The sequence below is a fragment of the Candidatus Bathyarchaeota archaeon genome, assembly GCA_026014745.1.
Classification (GTDB): domain Archaea; phylum Thermoproteota; class Bathyarchaeia; order Bathyarchaeales; family Bathycorpusculaceae; genus Bathycorpusculum.
In genome coordinates, this window is the sequence record JAOZHS010000001.1 from 622,606 (window position 1) to 647,725 (window position 25,120).

The window sequence follows — 25,120 nt, forward strand, 5'->3', positions numbered from 1 at the left end:
ATATCCATTCCTTTTATTTAGAGTAGTTAAAACTATTTTTAAGCCCAATCCTTTAGTCCTGTTTTAGGTGAAGGTATGCGGCAGAAACTTACTCTGGTAACGCTTGGTGTTGCCGATTTAGATCGAGCGGTTGATTTTTACGAGAAAGGCCTGGGCTGGAAACGCTCCTCTGTGAGCACTCCGAATCTGGCGGTGTTTTCTCTTGGCGGCATTGGTCTGGCTTTGTATTCAAGGAAATCCCTCGCGGAAGACGCAACAGTTGATGAGGCTGGAAGCGGCTTTTCAGGTATCACGCTATCCTTAAACGCCGTAAACGAGGCTGAAGTTGACGCTGTCCTCTCGGAGGCGGTTAGAGCTGGCGGAATGCTGGTTAAGCCTGCGCAGAAGGTTTTCTGGGGTGGATACAGCGGCTACTTCAAGGACCCTGATGGGCACCTACTTGAGGTTGCGTATAACCCGTTTTGGAAGTTAGACGCCGAGGGCAACGTGGTGCTGGAACCCTAAAAAATTAGAGTTTTCTAAAGTCACCCAGTACACTATTCAGATCCATCGCCGCATTAAACGAGAGGTCATCGCTGTCATATTCTATTCTTTTCAGACCCTTCAGATTCGCCGGTAAATCTATTTTCCGCTCAACCAGCAAGATGACTTGGGTGTCATATTTGAGGTAAGCCGCGTTAATTTCTGAGAGGACATTTGGGTTGAGGATATAGAGTCCGCTGTAGCGTCTTTCTTGCTCGACAGCGGCGATGTTAATTATGGCGCAGTCGCATTCCTTCATTATTCCAAATTTGCCTTCAGAAATTGGAACGGTTGTTTCTTCTTTGTCGCCCATGACGTAATCGTAGTGAATGAACTCTAGCATTCTCTTTACTTGGTCAGCTACCTTTGTGTTACTGTTAGAAATGAAGACCCGCGGTTTTGCGGAGAATTCACCTTGGACTTCACTGGGTCGTTTCTCAAAGGTTAACATTGGTTCTGATTTGGGTTTGGCTATTGGTTCTTCGGGGGTATAGACTGGTACTGCTGAAGCTTCAAACGTGGCGGGTGCGCTGGCGAGGTTTCTGATTCTTTTGGCGTAACGTTTGTTTAGCAACTCATAGGTGGGCAGTAACTCAAGAGCGATTCCGTTGTCTAGAGCGGTTACTTTTCCTTCTAAGGTGTCGCTTTCAAACTTGAATGCTACAATGGTGCCTTTTTGGGCTTTTCCTTTGACTAAGAGTTTGACAAAGTCTTCCACTTCAGCCAAGCTTACATGGTCAGATTGAATAATCAAGAGTGGTTGGCCTCCCTCGGTGTAGCCGTTTACTCCTGAAGCGGGGTCGGCTGGTTTGCCGTTAAATTTTTTGATAACCCACTCTTCGAATTGCCGGGAAGAATACTTTTGGAGCCTTTTTTCACTCACACTCTTCTTCTTAACCACAACAACCCCAGCTACGGCGGCGACAACTGCTACAACCGCTATTATTCCGCCGATAAGCAGCCAGTTAGTCGTGCCTGTTTGCGGTGCTTCTTCGGTTGGCGTTGCCTCGTCTGGCGCTACCGTTTGACAATAAGCTGGAACAACTATGACTGAAAAAAGGAAAAATACAATAAAAACCGTTGTAAGCAATTGTTTTTTCATGATTTTCGCATCCATAGATAGGGCAAATGGTTGACTCCCGACCATAGGTAACTGCCTATAGTGAATAGAAGGTTATTGTTCTGTCGCCTTAAAAAACTATTGAATAAATACAAACACCTACTGTCAGCAGGGGTGTATTCGCATTTTGCTATTCAACGAGTTGCACTGTAACCACAAAGCATGAGCGCGACGGTGCTGCGGAACCCTAAGTTGTCTAAAGCCTATTTAGCAACAAAATCAATTAAAAATATGGTTTTTTGGTTTTTGAGTTGAGGTTTATGTCCCAAGAATTAAAAACAAAATTGCATCTGGTGGCTGAAGCAGATAAGATCCGTGAAGAGAAAGAGTTCGCCGAAGGATTTGAACGCTACAAATCCCTTCTAATAAGAGTAGCAAAAGTCAGACCGTTTGATATGTTGCCCCAAAGCGAGGGACCCGAATTTTACAATGTACATCAGGTGATGCATGATTTGGCTGTTCTTGAGCGAGCTAATCTTTTGGTGGGCACCTTAAAAGAAACTGGCCGAAGCGAGTACTATCAATACGACCTTTCCCCGGAAGGCGAGCAGTTGGTCCTCGAGCTCTCCAAAGAAGCCTAAAAACTGCTGCATCTTATTCCGTGCCTGTTTTGAGTACTTCATTTTGCGGGGGGTGCTTTTCTTTATTCCCCGCGATGTCTACTAAGCGTGATATGAAAATGGCGATAAACAACGTGCCAATAACTGGCTCTAACATTACCAGCGACTGCGCCTGCAAAGTGTTAGGCGTCATAAGCCCCCCGATGGTAGTTAACGCGTAATAGCTAAAATAGATAAAATTAGAAAAATCGCTCTTAGGCGGAATCGCTGAACTCGAAAAAGAACCCGGCGCATATATCTCAATCAAACGGTAAACCGAAGCGAAAGCTAACCCGATTAAAAGATAAGTCGAAACCCCGCCCCAGATGAAATCCATTTCAACAGTTTTTTTGCGTGTTGTTCTGATTATATTGATGAAAATCAAAACGCCAATGAGTGAGAAAGAAATGGCTGTGAAAAACCGTACGAGTTCTTCGCTGCGCATGCTTCCTTGAATCGTAAAGAACCAAACAAACGCTAAAGTCACCAAAACTACCCGTAGGGTGATGGAGCCGATTGTTTTTTCTTGTTTCACCGAAAACCCCGCAATAACCAGCACCACTGATACAATGGCTGAAAGAAAAATCTGCCCAAAATAGCCTTGACTATAGGGGATGAAAAGCAGATAAACTATGATGAAGAACACTAAGATGAAGTATTTTGAACCATAAACTCGCTCCTTAGCGCTGCGTAAAATGGAGGGTGCTATTTGAATCACCTAAAAACAGAAGACGACTCTACAAGAGTCCTATTAGCGCTGAATCATTTAAGCATTCATGGCTGCTATAATTGCTCCGCCGCCGCTGAATCGTTAACTTGCTGTCGGGGGTTATTGTTGGCAACGAAAAGTTAATCAACACAGACCAAAACAATCGTCAACTAAATCGGTGAACTGTATGGCTGTAGTTGTTAGGGACTCCTGTATTGAGGGCAAGGGCGTTTTTGCTACTCGCGATTTCAAAAAAGGCGAAACAGTGATAAAATGGGACACCTCAAAGCAAATTACACCCGCCGAAGCAGAGCTGGTTTCCGAGACAGAAAAACGGTATTTAGCCTATCGGGACGGCAAAATCATTGTGCAGCAGACTCCCGCGAAATATGTCAATCATTGCTGCGACCCCAACACGCATGTGGTGGATTTCTGCGATGTTGCCTTAAGGGACATAAAAGCAGGCGAAGAAGTCACATCGGACTACTCAAACGATTTAGCCCCAGATGAAACTATGCCTTGCCATTGCGGAAGCAGAAACTGCAAAAAAACGATAAAGCGCAAATGATGTCGGAGGTTGCTATTTGGCATGCAATTTCATAGGCTAAGATTTTCAAAAGCGGTTTGGAAAAGGCGTTGGGGGCGTTAAACGTATTAATCTGCTGCGATTAACTAATCCTCGAAGGGGATAGCTGTTGAATTCTACTGGTTGGTGGACTCTACATTTTGACTGGGGAATTAAAGGAAGTTACAATTGCACGCAAATATACTTCAATTTCGACGGAACCTTCGGGTACTTAGCAGGAGCAAACGAGGGAACATGGACCGAAGTAGACGGCGCCATAATCTGGAGATTCAAAAGGGCACCAAACGAGGAAAACAACACCATTTACTCTGGTAATCTCAACCGAAATGTCATGTCAGGCATAATGTTCTCTGCAACTGGCGAGAGAGGACAATGGTACGCCGTGAAAAAAGGCACAAAATTATACCTAAATAAAGAAAACCCTTCCTTGCCGTACTTGGTTGAAAAACAGGCAACCGCCAAAATCGACGCAGCAGGAAGACAGCAATAGCAGGGAAAAATTAATCGGTGCAGGGCGGTGGGATTTGAACCCCCAACACAGTGGAGACATCGCCCGCAAAATCCCTTTTTTTGGTGATGCACTACCTCCCGTAACTCGTTTCTCCGCATTTTCCAATTTTTGTTTAATCTGATAAAAGTTATATTAACTTAGCAATAAACTAAGCATTCATGATAGTAATCAAGGACTTAGAGATTACTAATTTCAAAAATATTAAGCACGCACATTTGAAGGGTTTGAGCCATGTCAATGTTTTCATTGGCCCAAATAATAGCGGTAAATCAAACCTTCTATTAGCGATTGAAAAGTTACGTGGGATCAGCGACAGACAAATAAACAGCCCCAATTTTGAAGAATGTGCTATTTGTCGGGAGCTGGAAAACTTAAGCAGAAAGCAATTCATCGATTATTCTTGGCAACTATCCGAAAGGGACGCTTTTGAAACAACAGTTATACCTAAATTGTTTTTCCAATTTAGCGATGAATTTCTGGAAAGTTTTGAAGACTATAAAAAAAACGACATAGCGAAAATTGTTCAGGGCCTGATTGATAGTTATAAAGCTATGAATCGTAACTTGACAGAAAAAATGGTTGAAGAATACGTACACCACATGACGCAGTATTGTAAAAATCAGCTTGATTTTGATAATAAAACGCTAAAAAACAAGCATTCTTCTCTAATTCCAACCGCGACGATGCAGGTCATTAATCAAACTGTACTATACTGTCCTGAAGAGAGGCTGAAGAACTACAAAGGAAAAGATATTTCCGAATACATCAAGGGTAAAGACCTTGATGCTGATAAGCTTAAGGAAGTTCAAGACAGCATTAAAGAAATCGTAGACTCAGAATTGAAAACTTATACCTCGGGATCTCTGAATTATCGACGAGGACCACGAAAATTTTCAACACCCATTAATGAGCAAGGTTCAGGGGTGCGCTCCCTAATTTGTTTAGTATTTGACATAATTTCCTCCAAAGAGCAGATAGTATTGATCGACGAGCCTGAATTAGGATTGAATCCGGCGGCAAAGAGAAAATTTATTAATTTTCTAAGAAATGTCCCAAACAAGCAATTCTTCATAGCAACCCATGATCCAGCGTTCGTTAACCCCCGACTCTGGGATAATGGGCAACTCAGCATTTTTCTATATTCTGTTACTAAAAATGAATTCGTGAAAGTATGTCTGGATCATAATTCTCACGATCCTAACACTTTTGCAGGCTATTTGCCCCATACTACTTGCCTCAAAGACTATCATGTTTTCGTTGAAGGCACTTACGATGTCTATATTCATCAAATCTTTTTTAAGAAATTCATCGACGAATGCTATGATTTATTCAAGCAAAAACAAGGGTTCGCTTCCACGATTCAGCAGATTCAGAACCGAGTGGACTTTTATCATCTAGGGGGTGACTTTTGGGAACATCTTTTACATACAATCCCTCAAAAGCCTTACACTGCCCTTTTGATTTTTGACGGTGATAAGAAAGCGAAGGTACGCAACATTATCGACGTATTTAATCAGAATAAACTTGGAAATCTTCCAACGTTTAAATTAGTCGAAAAAATCGATTCGGATCTTATTTCGGACAGCAATTCAATTCCAGTTTATGTTCTGGCTAAAGATAACATTGAGCAATACTTGAATCCTGTGCCCCTGCCTGAGAACAAGAGCCAAGGTCCCGATATAGCAAAAAGAATGGTTGATATCCCAGAGGAATTTGTCATGTTATATTCTAGTACTATAGGGATTATTTCACCCCAGTTTTTGTCTACGCTACAAGACCTTTGGCGTTCCAAAGTTTAAGAATTGATTGTTTTAGGAAAACCAATGTTGCTTGTGTATTTAGTCCGCACTAATTGCTGGGCTTTTTCGCATGATCGGGAGAAGAATAAGGGAAATACCAAACGGGCAGAGTTTGAGGGCGCTAAAATCTTTAGGAAACACAAGCTTTAGCAGAAACATCGCCAGCGGGACCCCCTTACTTTTTGTATTTAAAGGTGCAGGGGGTGGGATTTGAACTCTATCACCCGTGGAGAAATCACCCGCACATCTTCCCTTTTTTCTTGCTATTGCACATTAGGGCTTTCTACTATGCCTAAACTTTGTCATCTCCTGAACTTTTTCCGAATGGACTCAAACCGTACACTGGAAGGCTTCCAAGTCGAATAGACCCTGATAGTGTTTTAACCTCTCAAGATGACAAGCTCTATCACAAAGTCAAGCTGCACGGGGTCTACAAAGACGAAACTGGCTGGCACATCAAAGAGGGCGAACCAAAAACAGAATACATCGATTATGGTGATAAATGGACTGGGCTAACCAAGTACGGCAAAAAGGGCTACAGCAAGAAAAACAAGGCGCATTACTCAAGAGTCAGGAGCGGTCTTCTTGTCGGAGAGACTAATCAGGAAAGAATAGATTTTCTCACGCTAAGCACTCAATACAATAAGGATAGACCTCAAGATAGACTCAAAAGAATTCCCGAGCTAAACTATGCGTTCACCAAGTTAAAGCAAAAAATAGAGTATTATTGGCAAAAGATGCGCTATGAAAAATTCTGTAAGAAAAACCACTTAGAACCCTATGAAGTGCATTCTCGCAAGAAAAGCGTTAAGTACCCTGAATATTGGGCTATGTTTCGCTCCAAATTCAAATACATCAAGGTAAAAACCGCCGAAGGAGGAGGCGTACTACACATTATTTTCCGCAAACCCAAAGATTACCCGCCAATTCCCAAAAACTGGCTACATAAGCAATGGTATACGATATGGGGTTCATGGAATACTTCAATTGAGGAAGTACCTTATTCGGATGTTGACCGAATGAGTCACTATGTAGTAGGCAAATATTTCGTAAAGCAACCGATTATACGCTTAAGTTATGGGCAGGAATGGGTATTCTGTGGTTTTGTTAAAAGCTTCAAAAGAATAATTGAGTGCTACGCTAACATGAAGCAATCTCCAGATACGCCTGAGAAGCATAAGCCCTTCAAGAGGGCTATTGAAGTCTGGAATAAGACAATAATGACTAATTGTTTACCAAAAAACACGCGTCAACGGTCTATCTTTGGAGCTATTGGAATGGATAGCAAATGGCACTCAAAAGGTTATGTAAAACCAGCCATTCAAAATATAGGGGTAGTTGGGTGTGACTTCGATGTATGGCGAGAAAAAATTCATTTGAAATGGTGGGATTGTAGGATTGACTCGCCACGATATTTGGACAACAGGTATATTGTTGTTTGGCTAAACAAGTAGTTGAATCCGTTTGCACGCTACTATTTAGCGATATTTCCTGCCTAAAAGGTTGTTTCATTAGTTGGTGGCTAACTAACTTATTGCCGTACAAGCGGTTTAGAATCAATTGGGGGATTTTTTACCTCGCTCGGAACAGAAGTCGTCTATTTGGATTAGAGCCTTAGATGCTGCACTTTCAATATCAGCAGTTGCCTCCTTAACACGCTCAATATCAATCCCTGAACCATCGTTTGATCGCGCATTTACATATTCAGTCCATATTGTTACTTTCGAGTTAAAACTGAGATAGGCTATTTGCAACTGCACAAGACTATTTACACTGTTTTGAGCTTTTTGCATAGGTCTATAAAGCAAAACAGCGGTGATAGAACTCAATCCACCTGCTGTTGAAATTATACCTAAAGAAGTATTACCAACATGAAAAAATTCGACAATCGCTAGAATAATTAAACCGCCGCCAATTAGAAATGATGCCAGAGTCATCGAAAGTATAACACTCTGAGTGAGTCTCGCTCTACTAGCAGATTCATTTTGCATCTTAATTATTTCCTTTTGTAGTTGAGCGATTGGATGTAAAATTTTTGCATCATCATCATTTTCCATGAGTCAATACCACGGTTCGGATGTTAGTTTTTGTGCTAACTTCGTATGGGTGTAGGCAATATATAAATAGATTTTATAGCCTAATATCCTAAAACTGGCGTGTGCTTTTGGGCGACACATCACTTGTCCAAGAAATCGGTGAACAAATTTCACCTCTCGAAGCTAAAGGAAGAGCTTTACCATACGTGGAGCTCAGAAGCAACGCTAAAACGCTGTATGCTTGTGTGAAAAGGCTCAGAACACTTATTGCTGATGAGCGGTTCTATATTTTAATAGCTAACGAGTTCGAACAAGCTTACGAGGACATCTACTGTTCTGAAATGGCAAAATATCACTCGGATAACAAAGCGTCATGTCCTTTTGAACTTAAGGATTATGGTTTCTTTAATGATGAACTGTCGACTATAGAAAAGGAACTCGAACAAATTCAGGAACCTGTTCGTTTGCTTAAGAAACATGAAACTGAAATTGTGGCTAAAATAGATGTTAGTCTTGTCAGGATCATGAAGAGCGCCCGCAGTATTATTACAAGAACTGATCAGAGAATTGAGACTATGACAACTATTGGAATAAGAAGAAGGGGCGGAGAATAAACATGATAAAAAGTGACAAAATTAATACGTATTCTCCTATAAATGACGAGTCAAAGCTTGATGAGATTCGATTAAAATTAAACGGGGAACCCGCCAATCCAGCGCAGCTTTTAGTTAATCTAGTTGAGGTATCTTTACGATTATATGCGTTCTATTGTAGCAGAGACACCAAACAAGCCACGAATTTTTCATATTTTATTGAAAACACAATAAAAGAATTTCAGTCAAACAGTAGAATTAACCGATCTGATAGAGAATTTATCAAGGCTCTACTTAAATATTGGAATAGTAAGGTTGCCGAATGCAGTCCAGAAATTGCTGAAAGGGCCCATCAAGACACAATTTCAGAGTTGGTTAAAAAATCTAAATTTGATGAAGCACTCGATAAATTACAGGAATATTATAAAGAGAGTAAAGAACGGGGTAACGACGAAGAGGCAATAAAATTACTTGGTGACATCGGTCGAATTTATAGAAGAAAAGGCGAGTCAGAAGATGCGTTATATTATTTCGAGTTAGCCTCCAAAAATGATCCCAGTTACTTGTTTGACGTTGCATATACACTGTCAGAGATGTCAAAATTTAATGAGTCTATTGAAGCATACCAGTCATTTTTGAAGATAGCACCTAAGAATAAATTCGCTTGGAACAATATCGGTTGGTCTTATTTAGGTGTAAAAGATAACATTAGAGCGCTTCAGTCTTTTGAAAGAGCACTTACGCTTGATAATGAAATTCAGCCGCTAATAGGGAAAGCAACGGTATATGGGATCATGAAGAAATACAATCAAGCGATTAAAATTCTTCAAGAAGTACTTAAGAAAAAGCCCCGAAACAAAAGTGCTTTGATCAATTTAACGCATATTTATAACGATTGTCTTCATGATAGCGAGAAAGCGTTGTATTACGCTAAGTTAGCTTTAAAAGTACATCCAAACCACTTTTATTCAAGACCAAATTTAGCCGAAATTCTTGTTACAGTTGGACAGTATGATGAGGCTATTAAAGAAGCAGAAGCAACTCTCCCGAACAAAGGTCACATTGAAATAAACATGTCGATGTACTTTGCTATTGCAGTAGCGTATTTCCTCAAAGGTCAAAAAATAGAAGGAGAACTATATTTGGGAGTAGTAAATGACATATACAATTCTCTTCCATCAGATTTCAAAAATGCTTGGTCCTATTCTGGAATTAGATATTTTCTAAATAATTGTTCGTTAGATCAGTCAATAAAGGATAAGCTGTTTAAGATGCTCGACAGAATTGAAGCTATTCCAATGACGGAATCTGCATTCTAAGCTCTAACAGTTTTCATCAAAAATAAAAGATGTCATAAATACACGAGTGTCAACCGCAAGCTAAAAATGAGGGGGGTTACCCGCTGACGGGGGGTGAACTCATTTTTAGCGAGGATTGACGTGTAATACAACTTACAAACACAGCAAGCATTCATAATAGGGGCTGGCTAAAATTGGGTCTGGGGGTTCCAATTTTAGCGGCTTTTTGGTTCTTTTGTGCAAACATAAAGAACATCATTTTTGCTAAGCTTTTTTCAAAAAAGCGTTAGAACAGTTAGCGTTGTCGGCGCAGGCGAGCGAAGCTCGCCGAGCACTGTACTTGTTAAAATTATAAACGAACTTCAGATTATGTTCTGCGACGCGAAGGGTCTTCTAAACCGTTTTTTGGAACTACCTTATTGTATTTCTCATTAAACTCTTCATACATTTTCTCAATTTTGCTAAACAACTTCTCCTTATAGCGAGGACAATCTCTACAACGCGTAACAATAGATTTCTCATGCATCCGATACATCGGGTTCCCAATCACCTTCCAAAAAGCCTTATCATCACCAAACCGTTTCTTGCCCAAGTCATAAGTTACAATTTCCATCAACTCAAGAAGGCTCGAAATAACAAGATACTCAGCCTCTTCATTGACCCTTTTATCAAGTTGCTCATCTGATAGTTGCTCAAAGAACTCTCGCCTCTGACGAGCAGTAAGTCTATGTTCCCTAAGGCGTTTAGGGAAATGTTTCTGGTTTTTATAATCCAAATCTAATTGCTTTTTGACTTCCTCAACCGTAGCAGGTCGCACCAGCTCATAAATATCCTTAACCAAAGTGTACTCAGAAAATTGAAACCCCTTTTTACACTCAACTAACCCTGAATCAACCAAATGTTTTAAATGAATATCCAAATTTGGTCTTGACATCTTAATATCAAGAAATTTGAGCGCATCCAACAACATATCATGACGAAGGGCTCCCTTAATCCGTAATGCAAAAAAGATGTTCTTACAACCAGAATCAAGATTTTCATGCTTTTCTAAGAGTGCGTCATCTTTTTCGTCCTTTGAGGTCACAAACAAACCTGCCTGCGCAAATTTACCCTGATATTTTCCTTGCCCGTTAATATGCTAATCTCCCAATTTTGAATCGGTGAAATTTACACGCTAATCAACGAAGACAAAGGAGGTGAAAAGGCAAGTAGAGAATGTCCTAATTGTAATAGTAAAAGAAACTGGAAAGATGGAACGCGGGAAACAAACTTAGGCTTAACCCAAAGATACCAATGTAAAACATGTGGTTTTCGCTTCAGCGACTCTAAAAACTTAAATCTAGAAATTGCCCATAAGAGTATCAGCCAATTATGCGCTGAATTAGAGGCGAAAAAATTGGAAACTGCAACAGAAACAAAAACTGTTGCGGGTGAATCAACTACACATACAAATAAAATCTTAGAGTACGCTTGGTGGCTAAAGAAGAACGGAAGAAGCGAATCAACTATCAATCCAAGAGTTAAACTGCTAAACCTGATGGTTAAACGAGGAGTTAACCTCTATGACCCCGAGACAGTCAAAGAAGTCATAGCTAAACAAACTTGGAGCAATGGCAGAAAAAACAATGCTATAGATGCCTACTCATCTTTTCTTAAAATGATAGGCGGCAAATGGGAAGCACCAATTTACAAAAAAATACGAAAGCTACCGTTTATCCCTAAGGAAACCGAAATAGACCAACTGATTGCTGGATGCAGCAAAAAACTCGCCACATTCCTTCAGATGCTAAAAGAAACAGGTGCACGACGTGGCGAAATCTGGTCACTCAAATGGACAGACATAGACTTCGAAAGCAAGATTGTCAACATAACTCCTGAAAAGGGAAGTAACCCAAGAGTCGCACACCTAAGCAACAAATTATTAGAAATGCTCAGCAACCTAAAGAAAATCTACGGAGACAGAGTATTCTCAACAGCAGACATGAATATTGAATACTTCGCTATAAACCTGCAAAGACAACGAAAAAAGCTCTCTAATAAGATAGGAAATCCACGTCTGTTAAGAATTCACTTCCACACATTCCGCTATTGGAAAGGCACAATGCTATACCACCAGACTAAAGATATGTACTATGTAATGCAACGACTCGGACATAGGAACATACAAAACACTCTGCTATATGTGCAACTTGAAGAAGCGCTATTTCAAGGCGAATGCGAATACATCTCAAAGGTCGCAAAGACGGAGGCTGACATTTGCTCTCTGATAGAAGCTGGATTTGAGTATGTTACAGACTTCCAAGGCTCAAAGATTTTCAAGAAAAGAAAGTAGCGCCTCACCCTTTACACCCTAGGCTATTTTGCTTATATTGGTGCAGGGGGTGGGATTTGAACCCACGAACCTCTACAGGATAGGCTCCTGAAGCCTACGCCTTTGACCATGCTCGGCGACCCCTGCACACGCAGGCTATACCTCAATCTCTTCAACTAAATAAATACGTTACCACGCCAAAAAGGGCTCAATCGAAACCTTCTTTCCCTTCTTATTTTTTTAGTTACCGCTGCAAAATGTTTTTAGCACCGATTCCCAAGAGGAGTAGCAACCTTTAGAGGACATTAAACAAAAAAATGGCTGATCTCGCGCAAGGCGGAAAAGTAGCAAAACGCTCTTTTTTCATCCAAATACTGGTTGGCTTATCCGAACTATTCATGGGCATATTCACCCTAAGCATTGCGCTTATCGCTGACGGCATCCAATCCTTCGCGGACGCAGGTGTTTCCCTGATAGTTTGGATAGGGCTAAAAATCTCAAGAAAAGCCCCCGATAAACAATTCCAATTTGGCTACCACCGAGTCGAAACCCTAAGCAGCATAGTTGCTGCCCTTTTCATGGCAACCATAGGCGCAATCACCCTAATTCAATCATACCGAGAACTCTTAAACCCCACACCCGTAGCAAACTCTGAAGTAGCATTAGTTGTTGCTTTAGCAGCTGCCACTGTTTCGTCTCTGCTTCTAATCTACAAGCGGCGTGCTGCCCGAAAATATGGTTCTTTAGCATTAAAAACAGATGCTTCAAACTCGATAAAAGACGTCCTCACATCTGTCATCGCATTCGTAGGCATTGCCTTAAGCAGCTTCTTTGGCATTATCCAGACAGACGCAATTGCAGGTATCATAATCTCTTTGTTTGTCTTTACAATGGTTTATCCCATAATCAAAGAAGCCTCCCTTGTGCTTGTAGACTCATTTAATTCCCCTGAAATCGTTGATGCAATCGATGAAATAGCCAAAAGTTTGCCTCAGGTTAAGCAGGTGCATAGTATACGTATGCGGAAGATGGGTTCTTACCTCATCGGTGACATGCATATAGTTTTAAGGGGCAATATGACTGTGGAAGAAGCTTGGGCGGTTGCATCTCGGATAGAAGCACAAATCCAAAAAGAGTACCCTGACATATTGGAAATGAGTGTTATTCTTGAGCCCTATAAGTAAAAGGGTGTCTTATAGCTAAACTCACTTTGAAACTTCCTTTAAATAAGGGCGGGGTCTATAGAGCTAACTGACGAGTCAACGCGGGTTATTCATGAATATCGGAAAAACCGTTTACTTCACAGACCGCGAAGAGTGGCGTAATTGGTTATCAGAACATTACGACAAAGAGAAAGAAATCTGGTTAATTTACCCTAAAAAGGCAAGTGGCAAACCCCGTATCCCATACGATGATGCCGTGGAAGAGGCCCTGTGTTTTGGCTGGATTGACAGCACTGCCAAGCGCATTGACGAAAACAGTTATGCCCAACGCTTCTCGCCGCGCAACCCAAAAACTCCCTATTCAGAGTCTAACAAGCAGCGGCTGCGGAAATTAGTTGCGCAGGGCAAAGTTTTACCTGCCGTGGTGGCGGCAGTCACAGATATTCTCAAGTAAGCGTTTAGGGAGCAAAATTCTGCGGGTGGAGAAATTAGTTTGTGGGGCCGGGGCAGGGATTTGAACCCTGGCGAAAGGCTCCACAGGCCTCTATGCTGCCAAGCTACATCACCCCGGCCACTTTTTATGCAAAACTTGCATCTCGGCTGTTTTTCCCGAGTTTAAAGCTTGGCTTTGTTAGAGTCATAGCAAACTCCTTATTTTCGTTTGCGGAAGATTTTCCCGCTGCCATACTTCATGTTCTCTCGGTAATCAAAACATCCAGCTATGGTCTGCTTTTTTTGGACCACTTTACAAAGAGATGATTTCTAAAAAAAAGAAAAAGAGATTGTTATTTTATGCGCGTTTTTTGAGCATTAAGCCGAGGAATACGCCGACTATTGCAATGGCTATTATGATTGCTGCTGTGGAGATTGCAAAGTACATCTCTGTAGGTGGTGCGGCTGCTACTGGCTGCTGGGTTGGGGTTGGTGCTGCTTCGTCTACGGCGAAGGCGGTTTCTGCATTTGATGGCCAGTAAGCTTCTGAGCCTTCAAAGGTTGCGATAACAGTGTATTTGCCTGCTATGTCGGGTGTCCATTGATAACTGTAGAATCCGCTGGCATCGGTTGTTGCGGTGCCAATCGGTCGATAGTTACCGTTGGAGTCAAGTACATTGAGTTCTACGGTGACTCCGATGGTGTCTGTGGGTTTAGGTTTCTGCATGTAGACATATTCCATCCAGGCGCTCATGCTGCTATCTGAGACTACGGGGACTCCGTTGGGGAACCGTGCTGCCTGCTCGTTTTGGCTTGTGCCGCTTGAGATGTCTAATATGTTGCCTTCAATGAGTACGCTGCTGCCCTCGGCGGTGACTTTCGGCGAGGCCGTGACTGAGGTTTGGGTTGGACCTTTGCCTAGACAATAGATTTGTTGGTCATAGAGGTTAAGGTACACGATGTGGTCGTCTGCTACTGCCATGCTTCCGTCTGCTGCCCAGCCGTCTATGCTCCAGATTTCGTCGCCGCTGGTTGCGTTAATGCAGTATACTTTTAGTCCTTTGAAGTGTGGTGCGTTGGCTGAGTGTATGCTGCATCCTGTGTAGATTTTGTCATCTGCAATAGCGCCAAACAGGAAGGGGTAGTCTCCATAGAGAATGTCTATAGTGCTAGGAACGGTGTAATTCCAGAGCAATGCGCCGTCAGTTTCGTCGTAACAGTAGATTTTACCTGCCAAGCCCGTAGTGTAGAGTTTGCCATTGGCTGCTGTGTAGCTACCTGTACCGTAGACGCCTATGGTGCCTGAAGGTCCACTGTAGTAGTTCCAATCGCCTTCTGAATCGGTTGGACCCCACAGTTTAGCGCCAGTGTCAAGATTGTAGCCCCACCATTGCATAGTTTCTTTTTCATACATAGTGAATACGCGTGCATCTGCATCAACTGTTCCAAAAGTTAGAGTGCGGTTACCGCTTGGTGCTTGGATGTTGGTTGACCACAGTAAGGTGCCTCTTGATTCTGGTTTGAGACTAATCGCCCAGACTGTGCCTTGCTGAGAGGTTGCGCCAACGCCTCCAATGGTGCCCGTGCTTGCTACCAAGATGTCTTCGGCAATTACTTTGCGAATTGCTGATCCGGCTGGGATTGATGAGGGTAAAGTCACGTTCCAACTGTATGATTGGCTCATGTTTACTGTTTTTCCAACTGGTCGCCATTGGTAGTTAGAGCTTGTAGTTCCTGCGACTCCTGCCGCTGTTAGTGCTGGTGAGGCTGTGTTGTTCCAGCATGCCGCCCATTTATTGACTGCGTCAAGTTTAAAGACGAGAATTTCGCCGTTTGGTCCGTAGTCTATGGTGCCTGAAGGTACATCTGTTAGGGTGAATAGCAATTCACCGCTTTCTGGGTCATAGGCTTTCCATGTTCCAGAACCCATGCCAAAGCCAATTACAAAGGTTCCTCCGGGGGTGTTCCATAGATATCCGCTGGGGATGACGCCGTGCTGGTTCATGGATTCGTAGTCATAGAGTTGGCCAAATGAGATGCTGATGTTTTTGTACCAGATTTGTTCTCCGGTGAGTAGGTCGACACATACGTATCCGCCGCCTGTTGGGTCGTCGCTTCTTGGGAGTTCATAGAAAAGGTTGCCGTCCATTATGATTACGCCGTTGCGGAATTTGCCTTCATATTCTGTTCCTGAATAGTAGGTCATTCCATCTTCTGAGAGGTAGGTTTCTCCTCCGACTACTCCTCCGCTTTGGAACGGTTTAGTCCATGCGATGTGTGCAGTGTTTGGTGCAATACCGTCCGGTTGAACTCTTCCTTCGATTCCCATGCCGCCTCCTGGCCATTGTGCTAGCCAGTTAGAGGCTATTGAGTACCAGCCTGTGTTTTGTCCTTCAATGGGGCGAGTCCAATATTCTGTTGGCAGAGGGTAGCCGATGGGTATCAATGCTTGTTCTTGCACTGTGATGGTGGTGGTTGCGTTGCTGGCTAAGTAGGTGTCGTTTACATAGGGGCTGTCTGTGCCAAGTAGACCTGTTGGTCCTTCCCGTTTTGCAACTTGTCCTGGGAAGATAAATTCGAAGGTGTACTCTCCTGTTGTGTCTGGGGTGTACGTTGTGTATCCCCCGCCTACTGTGTCTGTGCTGTATGGGCCGAGTGTGTCGGTTGTGTTGTCGGGTTTTGTGACTACAATTTCTATGTTTCGCCATACGTCGCCGGCGAGGCCTGCCGCAGTTGGTGGTACCTTATCGAGCCAGAAAACTATCGTTGCGGTTTGCCCTACTCCGATGGGATCTGGGCTTACACCGATGTATGCGTAGGTTGGGATAGTCCAGGGTGGTGTGTGCGCGTCAGTTGACAGTGGAATTATTGCAAGCGATATGACCAATGTCAAGGTCAAAGAAAATATTGTCTTCTTTTTGTTTTTGCTAATTTGCATGTTTATTTTCTCCTCTAACTGGCTTACTCGATGGTTATTGCTTAAAAAAAAGAGCCATAAGTCTGTTAGATTACGCTCTGTCGTAAGAGAAACTGACGACAGCAGAAAATGATAAATAACAATAAGGCGGTTATTAATTTGGGGTGGGTGTTCGTCTTGGTTTGGGTTGATGAAACTCAAGCGTTGATGAATTTAGGCGTTTCTGCTGGTCAGTCGAAAGTTTACTTGGCGCTTTTACGTTTGGGTGCTGATTCACGCGTTTATGCGATAGCGAAATTATCGAATGTGCCTCGTCAAGATGTATATCGGTTGCTGGAGGAGCTAGAACGGTTAGGCATAGTGCAGAAGACGCTTGACCATCCAGCGCGGTTTAGTGCATTGTCGCCTAAAGATGCTGCCAATATGCTTTTAGAACGCAGACGAAACGAATTGGCAGATATGGAACAGCAAGCCGGTGTTTTCGTAAAACAAGTACGGCCTTTTGGGAATGAGGCTCCCCCGCAGAGTGACCAGTTTTTCTTAGCACGTGAACGAGAGGCTGTTAGTTGTAGTGTTCTAAAATCGTTTGAAAAAGCCGAGCGGACAATGCGAATAGTTACCCCTGTGGCTGAGTTTTTACCTTGGCTTACCATCACCCATAAGGCTGCTATGGATGCGTTAAATCGAGGGGTTTCCATCTTTTGGATAACTAACCAGCCGCGTGAACCCCTGATTTTCCCTGGGTTTCTTAAAGATATGATAAACCACAAAAATTTTAGTTATCGCTTAGTAAATTCACCGCCTAAAGCGAAAGTTGGAATTATGGATGCCTCGGAAGTAATTTTAGGGTTGTTTGCGGATTCTGCTTTTTTGGTTTCGCCAAGTTTGTGGTCGAATAATCCTTCAATGGTGGCTATTGCGGACCATTATTTCCAGTCACTATGGCGGCATGAGCGCAACCAGAAAGTTATCAAACCCATATTTTCTCAAACATAAACACAACATACTAATTGCGGCAAAAAGGGGGCTGGCTCTTCCCGCAACCAAATCCCAATTCTATGACTATCACTGGCTGTATTCTACGGTTATGTCTCCGTTTCCAGATACAAGCGCTAAAGTGAGGTTGCCTTTTCCGCCCGTTGTTGTGCCCATAAGCCGCGTCGCAGTGTCGGTGCTTGTATCTAATGAAATTCCTTGGTGGGTGATTTTGCCGTTTCCAACGCTGGCAGCCACCTGAAACAGGGTATTCTGCATTAAGCCAATGTTGATGTTGCCGTTTAGCGTCATGGCGTCGATTTCGCTGGCGCCGCCGTCTTTGATGTCTATGTTGCCTTTGTTGGTGGTTGCCACTACTGTGGTGTCGTTTAGTTGGGGTTTGATTATGTTTCCATTTGCGGTGGTGAGGGTTAGGTTGTATTTGTTGGTGTTTGGCACTTTGATTAGCAGGTTTGCTTTGTAATTTGTTGAGTCGCTGCTTAGAAGTAACGAGGTAGCGGTTAGGGTGGTTAGGTTGTCGGTTTTGTTTTCATTGGTGGAGGTTGTTACGTCAGATAGGTATCCGTCGGGTGCGGTTATGGTGTAGATGATTTCGATTTGGTTGCCCGAGGTCACTTGGATTTCTATGTCGCCGTTGAAGGTGGCAGCATCAATCTTCACGTTTTCTAACGGTGTGTAGACGGTTTTGTCCTCTCTTTGGGCTAACGGCGCATTAGCGTGATACCAAAAAGCGTAGGCGCATACTGACAGTAAGGTAGCTATTACGACTAATGCAAAGATGATGCTTCTGTTAGACCGTTTCCTCATGTTTTCTTCTCCGGAGGGTTAGTTTCTGAACGGTTTGGCGGTTTTAAATCTTCCCCTAACGGGGGATGCCCCCTTTTTTCAATCGGGGGATAAACATGAAACTAAATTCCCAAACAACTCTGAGGTTTCAGGTACGTAACTATGTTTCGTGGTTACTTAAATCTAAAATCAACCCTAATAAAACCAACAAGGAGAACCCATAATGAATGAATCAGCCATAACAATTAACAACCTCACCAAAAAATACGAGGATAAACTGGCTGTTGACCACCTCAACCTCGAAGTAGCCAAAGGTGAACTCTTCGGGCTGCTGGGACCCAACGGTGCAGGAAAAACCACTGCCATAAGCATCCTCTGCGGATTGATAAAACCCACCAGCGGCTCCGCCCAAATCTGCGGTCTCGACGTTTTACATGACACCCAAAAAGTCAAAGAACTCATCGGCGTCTGCATCCAAGAAACCGCCATCTACCCCTATCTTAGCGGGAAAGAAAATCTTGAACTGTTCGGCAACCTCTACGGGCTCGACAAAAAAACCATTCGCCAAAGAACCAATCTGCTTCTTTCCAAAGTTGGCTTAGAAAACGAAGCCAAACGTGTCACTGGCAAATACAGCGGCGGCATGAAACGTCGCCTAAGCCTCGCCCTAGCGCTCATCCATGATCCTCAGATTGCTTTTCTTGATGAACCCACCGTCGCCATGGACCCCCAGAGTCGTCATGCGGTTTGGGACTTCATAAAAGAACAGAAAGCCCAAGGCAAAACCATCATCCTCACAACCCACTACATGGAAGAAGCCGAAGAACTCTGCGACCGCGTCGGCGTCATTGACCACGGCAAACTCCTCGCACTCGGAGCACCCAAGGAACTTGTCGCAAAAAACGGCGTCAAAAACCTCGAAGACCTCTTCATTCAACTCACGGGCAGAAACATACGGGAGGAACAATAAATGAACCTACAACGCGTCCTCGCCCTATCTGTGAAGGAACTTAAAAAGACCGTTCGGGAACCCGCTGTCCTCTTCATGATTTTCCTGTTTCCCATCATTTTCGTGTTTGCGTTTGGGGCATCGTTTGGAGGCGGCTTCGGCGGCGAAGCGACAGTGACCTATCAAGTCGGCGTCGTCAACCTAGACAACCACGGCAACCAGCAAGGCGCACAAACCTTCATGGGTACGTTGCAAAACATGTCCATAATCAACCTAAGCATCTATGACACCAACCAAACCGCCCAGTCTGACCTAAGCGAAGGAAAAATCCAAGCCATAGTTGTCATCCCCGCGGATTTCTCCGACAGCCTCGCATCGTTCATCGCCTCGCCGACTAGCCCAAGCAACTGGATCAACACCACCGTTCCCCTCTACCTCGATAAAGGCTCCATGGTTGCCACCCAGGCAATTCCACCCGTCATCCAGCAAGTCCTAGCTGCCATAGTTAGCCAAAACCAACAAGCCACCCCCAGTCCCATTCAGCTGCAAACTGCCTCATTAGTCGAGGTTACAAAGCAGTCTTCTGCCCTTGACTTCATCGCGCCGGGCATGTTCACGTTTGCGTCGATATTCCTGATCATGATGGTGGCGCAGTCGTTTACGCAGGACCGAGAAAACGGCATGATGAAACGTATCCGTATCTCCCCGATAACCTCCACAGAATTCATGACAAGCCAAGTGCTCTCCTACATGGTGATAGCGCTCATTCAAGCTGCGCTGCTGTTCGTCTTGATTTACGCTTTGGGCTTCAGACCCCCCGTCGGCATCTCCGCCTACACCTTTGCCTTCATAATGGTGCTGATCTTCTCAATATCCAACGTGGGCTTTGGCTTAATCACCGCAACCATCTCCAAATCCTCCAGCGCAGCCACAGGCTTAAGCTTCCTCTTCGTGCTCCCACAACTATTCCTCGGAACCTTCGTGAGTTCATCCCTCTCAGGCAGCGCCCAAGTCGTAAGCAACATCGTGCCCAGCCACTACGTCACCGACGCCTTAACCTCTTTGTTCCTTCGGGGCGCAAGCATAACCAGCGGAACCGTGCTCATCGACTTCGCCGTAACTCTTGGCTCATGTGTTGCTATCCTTGCAGTCGGTATCGTGCTCTACGCAAAGTACTACAAAATCTAATCTCCTTTTTTATTCAATTTTTTTGTTTGATGGAAGATTTTTCTCAGGTCTATTGATTCGTCTGAGCTGAGACCTCAGAGGTATACCCTCTCCTTTGTATAAAATAAAAATAGGCAAGCGTCAGTGAAACTAGAGTTTAACATTTTCTTGTTGTTTTATCAAACGATACTGCTTATCCACTTGGAGCGTCTATAACGAGTCTAATATTGGTGAATGGTTTCGTTAGAGTAAAGATAAGAGCGCTATCTTAGGGTAACAGTATTTAACTGCCCAATTTGATACTTCTATTGGCTGATTTATTTGGTTACGCCTTGGCGAGAACCCTACCACGTTGTAATAGAAGTAGAAAACAAAGAATGCAAAATGGTCGCTAAACTTGCCAAACTAGGCTTTAAGCGACTCAAAGTGGTCGATGTAAGAAGTTCTAGCAGCGGCTGCGTACGCCACCTAATGGATGTCGGCGTAGATCAAGCTAAAAAAGTCCCCCAAGAACTCGCCGCCAAAGGATACGTCAAAGGCAGATCAGCACTTTGGTTAGAAAGCGAAGGCTGCAGCGTATGCAACACCATATTATCCCACGGGGCGTTTTTGGTTTCAGGCAAAAGCCTCCAAGATAGCCTCATCACTTACAGTTTTATGGTGCCAACCGTTGAAGCCTACCGCGGAATAATTGCCGATTTAGCAAAAGCAGGGCATAGCGTCACGGTCCGTAAGGCGGGCAAATTCGAACCACAAATAGGTACTTTAACGGAGAATCAGGAGCGGATTTTCTGGTTGGCCCTCAAAAGCGGATTTTTTGATTATCCACGACAAATTGGGATGGCTGAGTTAGCCCACAAGCTGGGAATCAGCACAGCGACGCTTTCAGAAATTATGCGTAGGGGTACTCGGCGACTATTAGAGCACTACTTTAAACAAGAATTATAGTATGTGCGCATGATGAAAAAAATTGTTTCAATCCCTAAGTTAAATTTCAAAGGGTAGAAAAGCAACGATATTACTCTATTACTTGGCAGAAAAACATGCGATTAAGAACGCAATTCTTAATCAGCCTCGTTGTTTTTGCGCTGCTTATCGCTTTGGTCGTTAGCTATGTTTTTGTGATGGATTTGCAGTTGCGACAACTCGAGGATGAACGAGAACTGGCAAGAAAAATAGGAGCCGACGCCAGTACGCTTGGCTCTACGTCAATGGATTATTACTTAACTCGCCACGACGTGTCTCATTGGCGAGCAACCATCGGCTTGCTCTATGTTGAGGTTTCAAAATTAGACGCCATTTCCGAGCAAGCTCTAATTGACATTATACGGTCGGATTTAGAAAGCGCCAACGAAACCTTCAACCAAACAGCTATGCCCCTAGATAACGCCCCCCTAAATCAAACCGCCCTCATGGACCCCGCCTATTTGGATGCCATGAGCAACACCTCGATGCGGGTTCAACAATTAGCCCTCGACGCGCAACTGCTCGCCGACTTGATTGAACAACAAAAAAACCAAGTCAACCAAACTTACCTTGTGTTACTTATCACTTTGATTGGCTTATTTGTTGCTTACTTCCTTTTGGTGTATCAATTATTCTTCAAGCGCACACTGCAATCCATTGCGTATCTGCGGGCAAAAACCAAAAAAATAAACGTTGACATCCAGCCCCCCTCTGGGAAGCCTCCGCAGGATGAACTTGACCAGTTAACTTCTGAATTTGAGGGCGTGTTGGGTAACTGGGAGAAAACGGTGGCTTCCAAAGAGGCGTTGGAGAAGGAGGTTTCTGAACGCAAAAAAGCCGAGCAGGCACTACGGGAAGCGCAGGTTAAACTCCAAGAATATACCCGTGACTTGGAAAAAATTGTGGATGAACGCACCAAAAAAATACGGGAAAACGAGCAAAGCTACCGCGAATTGTACGAGAGTTTTGGGGAAGCCTTCATCGCTACCGATTGGGAATTGACTATAATCCATTGGAATAATGCGGCGGAACTCTTGACCAACGTGAAATCTTCGGATGCGTTAGGCAAAAAAATCTATGAGGTTCTCCCTGAGATGGATTTGGTGGATGTTACGCCCTATTTTGAGTTGCTTCAAAACAAGCAGCCTGCCCGATTCATGATGAACTCGTTAAGCCGCCAAACCAACGCTCCTGCGATTTATGAAATTTCAACTTACCCCGCCACTCAGGGCATCATAATTATTGTGGAGGATAAAACTGAGGAAGAGCAGACTAAGCGGCTTTCCGCGATTGGGCAGACTGCGGGTATGGTGGGACATGACATCCGCAATCCGTTGCAGGCCATTACAAGCGACCTCTACCTGATACGAGAGGAACTCAAGGATTCCGCATGCTACAAGGAGCAGCCGGGTTTGCAGGAGAGCCTCTCAACTATTGAAGAGAACGTTTTCTACATTAACAAAATCGTTAGTGACCTTCAAGATTACACTCGTCCGCTGGCGCCTGTATGTAAAAAAGTGAATATAGCGGATTTATTGCAGAACACGCTAAAAGCTGTCCATGTGCCCCAAAACATCGAGGTCAACATTGAGGCTCCAACGGATTTAGTGATTGACACCGACCCCGATTATCTTATGCGGGCGCTCACTAACTTGGTGACCAATGCGGGGCAAGCGATGCCTAACGGCGGCAAACTGTTTTTGAAAGCCAAAAAAGCGGAAGCAAAAATGGTGATTTCTGTGCGCGATACAGGTGTGGGAATACCCGCGGGGGTTAGGGAACGGATTTTTACGCCGCTGTTTACAACGAAGTCGAAGGGGCAGGGGTTGGGGTTAGCTGTGGTTAAGCGGTTGGTTGAGGGATTAGGGGGCACTATTAGTTTTGAGAGTTGGGAGGGTGAGGGAACAGAGTTTCGAATGGAGTTGCCCCTGACTTGATTTGCGACCAAAAATTGGGGTTTCGAAATCCCTTACATGTTTGGGACAACAGCTATTTGCGGAACCTCCCACAATATATTCATAGTGATTGAGATGAGTCAAAACCAAATGTTCTGTTACCAATGCGAACAAACCGCCAAGGGAACAGGCTGCACCACCATAGGCGTCTGCGGCAAAAACCCACAAGTCGCCACCCTCCAAGACCTCCTCGTCTACAAACTCCGCGAACTCAGCCAACTCGCACTCCAAACTCAAAAGGCAGGCGACAGCGACCAAAAAATTGATGCCTTCACCGCCGAAGCCCTATTTGTAACGCTCACAAACGTCAACTTCGACCCCCAAGCAATCGTAAGTTATCTGCGAAAAACCGAGCAGTACATCGAACAACTAAAGAAAAAAACATCAACCCCCCTCAACATTCTCCCCCTAGAAAACACGCTCGAAGGTTTAGTAGCACAGGGCAAACAGCACGGCGTCAACGCTGATGCCCCAGAAAACCTTGACCTACACTCCCTAAAGTGGCTACTGACCATCGGCTTAAAAGGAGTAGCCGCCTACACCTACCACGCCTACCTCCTAGGAAAACAAGACCCAGCCGTCTTCGACTTTATCTATGAGGCTCTTGCTTCGCACTTCAACAAGTCGCTTGGAGCCAACGAGTATGTAGGTTTAGTCTTCAAATGCGGCGCAGTCAACCTCCGCGCTATGGAGCTCCTTGACGCGGGCAACACCCAAACCTACGGCAACCCCGTCCCCACTAAAGTTCCCCTCGGACACAAAAAAGGCAAAGCCATCCTCGTCTCAGGCCATGACCTCATGGACCTAGAGGCAATCCTCAAACAAACCCAAGGCAAAGGCATAACCGTCTACACCCACGGAGAAATGCTACCCACACACGGTTACCCCAAACTCAAAGCTTATTCACACTTCTACGGACACTACGGCACCGCATGGCAAAATCAACAAAAAGAATTCGCCCAATTCCCCGGCGCCATCCTGATGACCACCAACTGCATCCAACGCCCCATGGACAGCTACAACGCCAACATCTTCACCGCTGGACCCGTCGGCTACCCCGGCGTCATCCACATCCAAGACCACAACTTTACCCCCGTAATCGAAAAAGCCCTATCACTCCCCGGCTTCCCAGACGACCAAGAAGGCAAAACTGTTCTTGTGGGCTTTGGACACAACGCTGTCCTCTCAGTAGCCGACAAAGTCATCGGCGCAGTTAAAGCTGGACACATCAAACGCTTCATACTCGTCGGAGGATGCGACGGCGCCAAACCTGGACGCAGCTACTACACAGAATTCGTCGAGAAAGCACCCAAAAACACCATCATCCTCACCTTAGCCTGCGGCAAATTCCGCTTCTTCGACAAAGAACTCGGCACCATCGACGAAATCCCACGACTGCTCGACATCGGACAATGCAACGACGCTTACAGCGCAGTCAAAATCGCCCAAGCCCTCGCTGACGCCTTCCACGTCGGAGTCAACGACCTTCCGCTATCTATGGTGCTCTCATGGTATGAACAGAAAGCCGTAGCCATCCTGCTCTCGCTGCTCTATTTGGGCATAAAAGACATCCGCATCGGACCCAGCCTCCCCGCCTTCATAACCCCCGGTATCCTCAACGTGTTGGTTGAGAAATTCAACATCATGCCCATAAAAACAGCAGACGAAGACCTCAAAGAAATAATGAAATAAACGCCCCTTTGGG

23 protein-coding genes and 2 tRNA genes are annotated in these 25,120 nt (G+C 44.3%); 17 read left to right on the forward strand and 8 right to left on the reverse strand.

Features of this window, described 5'->3' with window-relative positions:
- Positions 1-75 precede the first annotated feature (75 nt).
- A complete protein-coding gene (locus NWE92_03430; protein MCW4028681.1) occupies positions 76-504 on the forward strand; it encodes a VOC family protein in 429 nt (142 codons plus the stop codon).
- 4 nt (positions 505-508) lie between these two features.
- Here NWE92_03430 and NWE92_03435 read toward each other — a convergent pair whose 3' ends face one another.
- A complete protein-coding gene (locus NWE92_03435; protein ID MCW4028682.1) occupies positions 509-1,624 on the reverse strand; it encodes an LPXTG cell wall anchor domain-containing protein in 1,116 nt (371 codons plus the stop codon).
- Positions 1,625-1,902: 278 nt separating this feature from the next.
- Here NWE92_03435 and NWE92_03440 point away from each other — a divergent pair, with 278 nt between their 5' ends.
- Complete coding sequence (locus NWE92_03440) at positions 1,903-2,223, forward strand: hypothetical protein (GenBank protein MCW4028683.1); 321 nt, start codon at positions 1,903-1,905, stop codon at positions 2,221-2,223.
- Positions 2,224-2,236: 13 nt separating this feature from the next.
- Here NWE92_03440 and NWE92_03445 read toward each other — a convergent pair whose 3' ends face one another.
- The gene (locus tag NWE92_03445) at positions 2,237-2,959 is read right to left on the reverse strand and encodes an ion channel (GenBank protein MCW4028684.1); all 723 of its coding nucleotides are present in this window, start codon (positions 2,957-2,959) and stop codon (positions 2,237-2,239) included.
- Positions 2,960-3,137: 178 nt separating this feature from the next.
- Here NWE92_03445 and NWE92_03450 point away from each other — a divergent pair, with 178 nt between their 5' ends.
- The 4 genes from NWE92_03450 (at position 3,138) to NWE92_03465 (ending at position 7,300) form a co-directional block, all read left to right on the forward strand.
- Complete coding sequence (locus tag NWE92_03450; protein MCW4028685.1) at positions 3,138-3,518, forward strand: SET domain-containing protein-lysine N-methyltransferase; 381 nt, start codon at positions 3,138-3,140, stop codon at positions 3,516-3,518.
- A gap of 127 nt (positions 3,519-3,645) precedes the next feature.
- Entirely contained in the window at positions 3,646-4,026 is a 381-nt protein-coding gene (locus NWE92_03455) for a hypothetical protein (GenBank protein ID MCW4028686.1), read from the forward strand.
- A gap of 179 nt (positions 4,027-4,205) precedes the next feature.
- On the forward strand, positions 4,206-5,846 hold the full coding sequence (locus NWE92_03460; GenBank protein ID MCW4028687.1) for an AAA family ATPase: 1,641 nt from the start codon (positions 4,206-4,208) through the stop codon (positions 5,844-5,846).
- 299 nt (positions 5,847-6,145) lie between these two features.
- Positions 6,146-7,300: a hypothetical protein gene (locus NWE92_03465; protein MCW4028688.1), complete on the forward strand. Its 1,155-nt coding sequence runs from the start codon at positions 6,146-6,148 to the stop codon at positions 7,298-7,300.
- A 102-nt stretch (positions 7,301-7,402) separates the two neighbouring features.
- On the opposite strand, the gene NWE92_03470 is transcribed toward NWE92_03465, so the two are convergent.
- Positions 7,403-7,903 carry a hypothetical protein gene (locus NWE92_03470; protein ID MCW4028689.1) on the reverse strand — a complete coding sequence of 167 codons (501 nt, stop codon included), beginning with the start codon at positions 7,901-7,903 and terminating at the stop codon, positions 7,403-7,405.
- Positions 7,904-8,010: 107 nt separating this feature from the next.
- On the opposite strand from NWE92_03470, the gene NWE92_03475 reads away from it, so the two are divergent.
- Positions 8,011-8,496 (forward strand): hypothetical protein, encoded by a 486-nt coding sequence (locus NWE92_03475; protein MCW4028690.1) that lies wholly within the window; start codon positions 8,011-8,013, stop codon positions 8,494-8,496.
- A gap of 2 nt (positions 8,497-8,498) precedes the next feature.
- Entirely contained in the window at positions 8,499-9,794 is a 1,296-nt protein-coding gene (locus tag NWE92_03480) for a hypothetical protein (protein MCW4028691.1), read from the forward strand.
- A gap of 346 nt (positions 9,795-10,140) precedes the next feature.
- On the opposite strand, the gene NWE92_03485 is transcribed toward NWE92_03480, so the two are convergent.
- Positions 10,141-10,857, reverse strand: coding sequence for a hypothetical protein (locus NWE92_03485; protein MCW4028692.1), 717 nt, complete (start codon positions 10,855-10,857; stop codon positions 10,141-10,143).
- 312 nt (positions 10,858-11,169) lie between these two features.
- On the opposite strand from NWE92_03485, the gene NWE92_03490 reads away from it, so the two are divergent.
- On the forward strand, positions 11,170-12,105 hold the full coding sequence (locus tag NWE92_03490) for a site-specific integrase (protein ID MCW4028693.1): 936 nt from the start codon (positions 11,170-11,172) through the stop codon (positions 12,103-12,105).
- Positions 12,106-12,143: 38 nt separating this feature from the next.
- On the opposite strand, the gene NWE92_03495 is transcribed toward NWE92_03490, so the two are convergent.
- Positions 12,144-12,231, reverse strand: a tRNA-Leu gene (locus NWE92_03495).
- A gap of 170 nt (positions 12,232-12,401) precedes the next feature.
- Between NWE92_03495 and NWE92_03500 the strand changes: the two genes are divergently transcribed.
- Together NWE92_03500 and NWE92_03505 are read left to right on the forward strand one after the other, a co-directional pair.
- A complete protein-coding gene (locus tag NWE92_03500; GenBank protein MCW4028694.1) occupies positions 12,402-13,268 on the forward strand; it encodes a cation diffusion facilitator family transporter in 867 nt (288 codons plus the stop codon).
- 91 nt (positions 13,269-13,359) lie between these two features.
- On the forward strand, positions 13,360-13,701 hold the full coding sequence (locus NWE92_03505) for a hypothetical protein (GenBank protein ID MCW4028695.1): 342 nt from the start codon (positions 13,360-13,362) through the stop codon (positions 13,699-13,701).
- Between the two features lie 42 nt (positions 13,702-13,743).
- Here NWE92_03505 and NWE92_03510 read toward each other — a convergent pair.
- Together NWE92_03510 and NWE92_03515 are read right to left on the reverse strand one after the other, a co-directional pair.
- Positions 13,744-13,819 (reverse strand) — tRNA-His (locus tag NWE92_03510).
- Between the two features lie 218 nt (positions 13,820-14,037).
- Complete coding sequence (locus tag NWE92_03515; protein MCW4028696.1) at positions 14,038-16,617, reverse strand: PQQ-binding-like beta-propeller repeat protein; 2,580 nt, start codon at positions 16,615-16,617, stop codon at positions 14,038-14,040.
- A gap of 156 nt (positions 16,618-16,773) precedes the next feature.
- On the opposite strand from NWE92_03515, the gene NWE92_03520 reads away from it, so the two are divergent.
- Positions 16,774-17,592 carry a hypothetical protein gene (locus NWE92_03520; protein ID MCW4028697.1) on the forward strand — a complete coding sequence of 273 codons (819 nt, stop codon included), beginning with the start codon at positions 16,774-16,776 and terminating at the stop codon, positions 17,590-17,592.
- A 69-nt stretch (positions 17,593-17,661) separates the two neighbouring features.
- Here the strand turns inward: NWE92_03520 and NWE92_03525 are convergent, their stop codons facing one another.
- Positions 17,662-18,399 (reverse strand): hypothetical protein, encoded by a 738-nt coding sequence (locus NWE92_03525; protein MCW4028698.1) that lies wholly within the window; start codon positions 18,397-18,399, stop codon positions 17,662-17,664.
- 202 nt (positions 18,400-18,601) lie between these two features.
- Here NWE92_03525 and NWE92_03530 point away from each other — a divergent pair, with 202 nt between their 5' ends.
- The 5 genes from NWE92_03530 (at position 18,602) to hcp (ending at position 25,107) form a co-directional block, all read left to right on the forward strand.
- Positions 18,602-19,348, forward strand: coding sequence for an ABC transporter ATP-binding protein (locus tag NWE92_03530; GenBank protein ID MCW4028699.1), 747 nt, complete (start codon positions 18,602-18,604; stop codon positions 19,346-19,348).
- Entirely contained in the window at positions 19,349-20,515 is a 1,167-nt protein-coding gene (locus tag NWE92_03535) for an ABC transporter permease (GenBank protein MCW4028700.1), read from the forward strand.
- Positions 20,516-20,815: 300 nt separating this feature from the next.
- The gene (locus NWE92_03540) at positions 20,816-21,442 is read left to right on the forward strand and encodes a helix-turn-helix domain-containing protein (GenBank protein ID MCW4028701.1); all 627 of its coding nucleotides are present in this window, start codon (positions 20,816-20,818) and stop codon (positions 21,440-21,442) included.
- A gap of 95 nt (positions 21,443-21,537) precedes the next feature.
- Positions 21,538-23,397, forward strand: coding sequence for an ATP-binding protein (locus NWE92_03545; protein ID MCW4028702.1), 1,860 nt, complete (start codon positions 21,538-21,540; stop codon positions 23,395-23,397).
- A gap of 108 nt (positions 23,398-23,505) precedes the next feature.
- Positions 23,506-25,107: a hydroxylamine reductase gene (hcp, locus tag NWE92_03550; protein MCW4028703.1), complete on the forward strand. Its 1,602-nt coding sequence runs from the start codon at positions 23,506-23,508 to the stop codon at positions 25,105-25,107.
- Positions 25,108-25,120: the final 13 nt, after the last annotated feature.

Excerpts from the sequence above, each read along its gene's own strand:
- NWE92_03480 (MCW4028691.1), top strand. The coding sequence starts at position 8,499 with ATGATAAAAAGTGACAAAATTAATACGTATTCTCCTATAAATGACGAG.
- NWE92_03430 (MCW4028681.1), top strand. The coding sequence starts at position 76 with ATGCGGCAGAAACTTACTCTGGTAACGCTTGGTGTTGCCGATTTAGAT.
- NWE92_03525 (MCW4028698.1), bottom strand. The coding sequence starts at position 18,399 with ATGAGGAAACGGTCTAACAGAAGCATCATCTTTGCATTAGTCGTAATA.
- NWE92_03530 (MCW4028699.1), top strand. The coding sequence starts at position 18,602 with ATGAATGAATCAGCCATAACAATTAACAACCTCACCAAAAAATACGAG.
- NWE92_03435 (MCW4028682.1), bottom strand. The coding sequence starts at position 1,624 with ATGAAAAAACAATTGCTTACAACGGTTTTTATTGTATTTTTCCTTTTT.
- NWE92_03470 (MCW4028689.1), bottom strand. The coding sequence starts at position 7,903 with ATGGAAAATGATGATGATGCAAAAATTTTACATCCAATCGCTCAACTA.
- NWE92_03440 (MCW4028683.1), top strand. The coding sequence starts at position 1,903 with ATGTCCCAAGAATTAAAAACAAAATTGCATCTGGTGGCTGAAGCAGAT.
- NWE92_03460 (MCW4028687.1), top strand. The coding sequence starts at position 4,206 with ATGATAGTAATCAAGGACTTAGAGATTACTAATTTCAAAAATATTAAG.
- NWE92_03545 (MCW4028702.1), top strand. The coding sequence starts at position 21,538 with ATGCGATTAAGAACGCAATTCTTAATCAGCCTCGTTGTTTTTGCGCTG.
- NWE92_03515 (MCW4028696.1), bottom strand. The coding sequence starts at position 16,617 with ATGCAAATTAGCAAAAACAAAAAGAAGACAATATTTTCTTTGACCTTG.
- NWE92_03500 (MCW4028694.1), top strand. The coding sequence starts at position 12,402 with ATGGCTGATCTCGCGCAAGGCGGAAAAGTAGCAAAACGCTCTTTTTTC.
- NWE92_03535 (MCW4028700.1), top strand. The coding sequence starts at position 19,349 with ATGAACCTACAACGCGTCCTCGCCCTATCTGTGAAGGAACTTAAAAAG.
- NWE92_03450 (MCW4028685.1), top strand. The coding sequence starts at position 3,138 with ATGGCTGTAGTTGTTAGGGACTCCTGTATTGAGGGCAAGGGCGTTTTT.
- hcp (MCW4028703.1), top strand. The coding sequence starts at position 23,506 with ATGTTCTGTTACCAATGCGAACAAACCGCCAAGGGAACAGGCTGCACC.
- NWE92_03505 (MCW4028695.1), top strand. The coding sequence starts at position 13,360 with ATGAATATCGGAAAAACCGTTTACTTCACAGACCGCGAAGAGTGGCGT.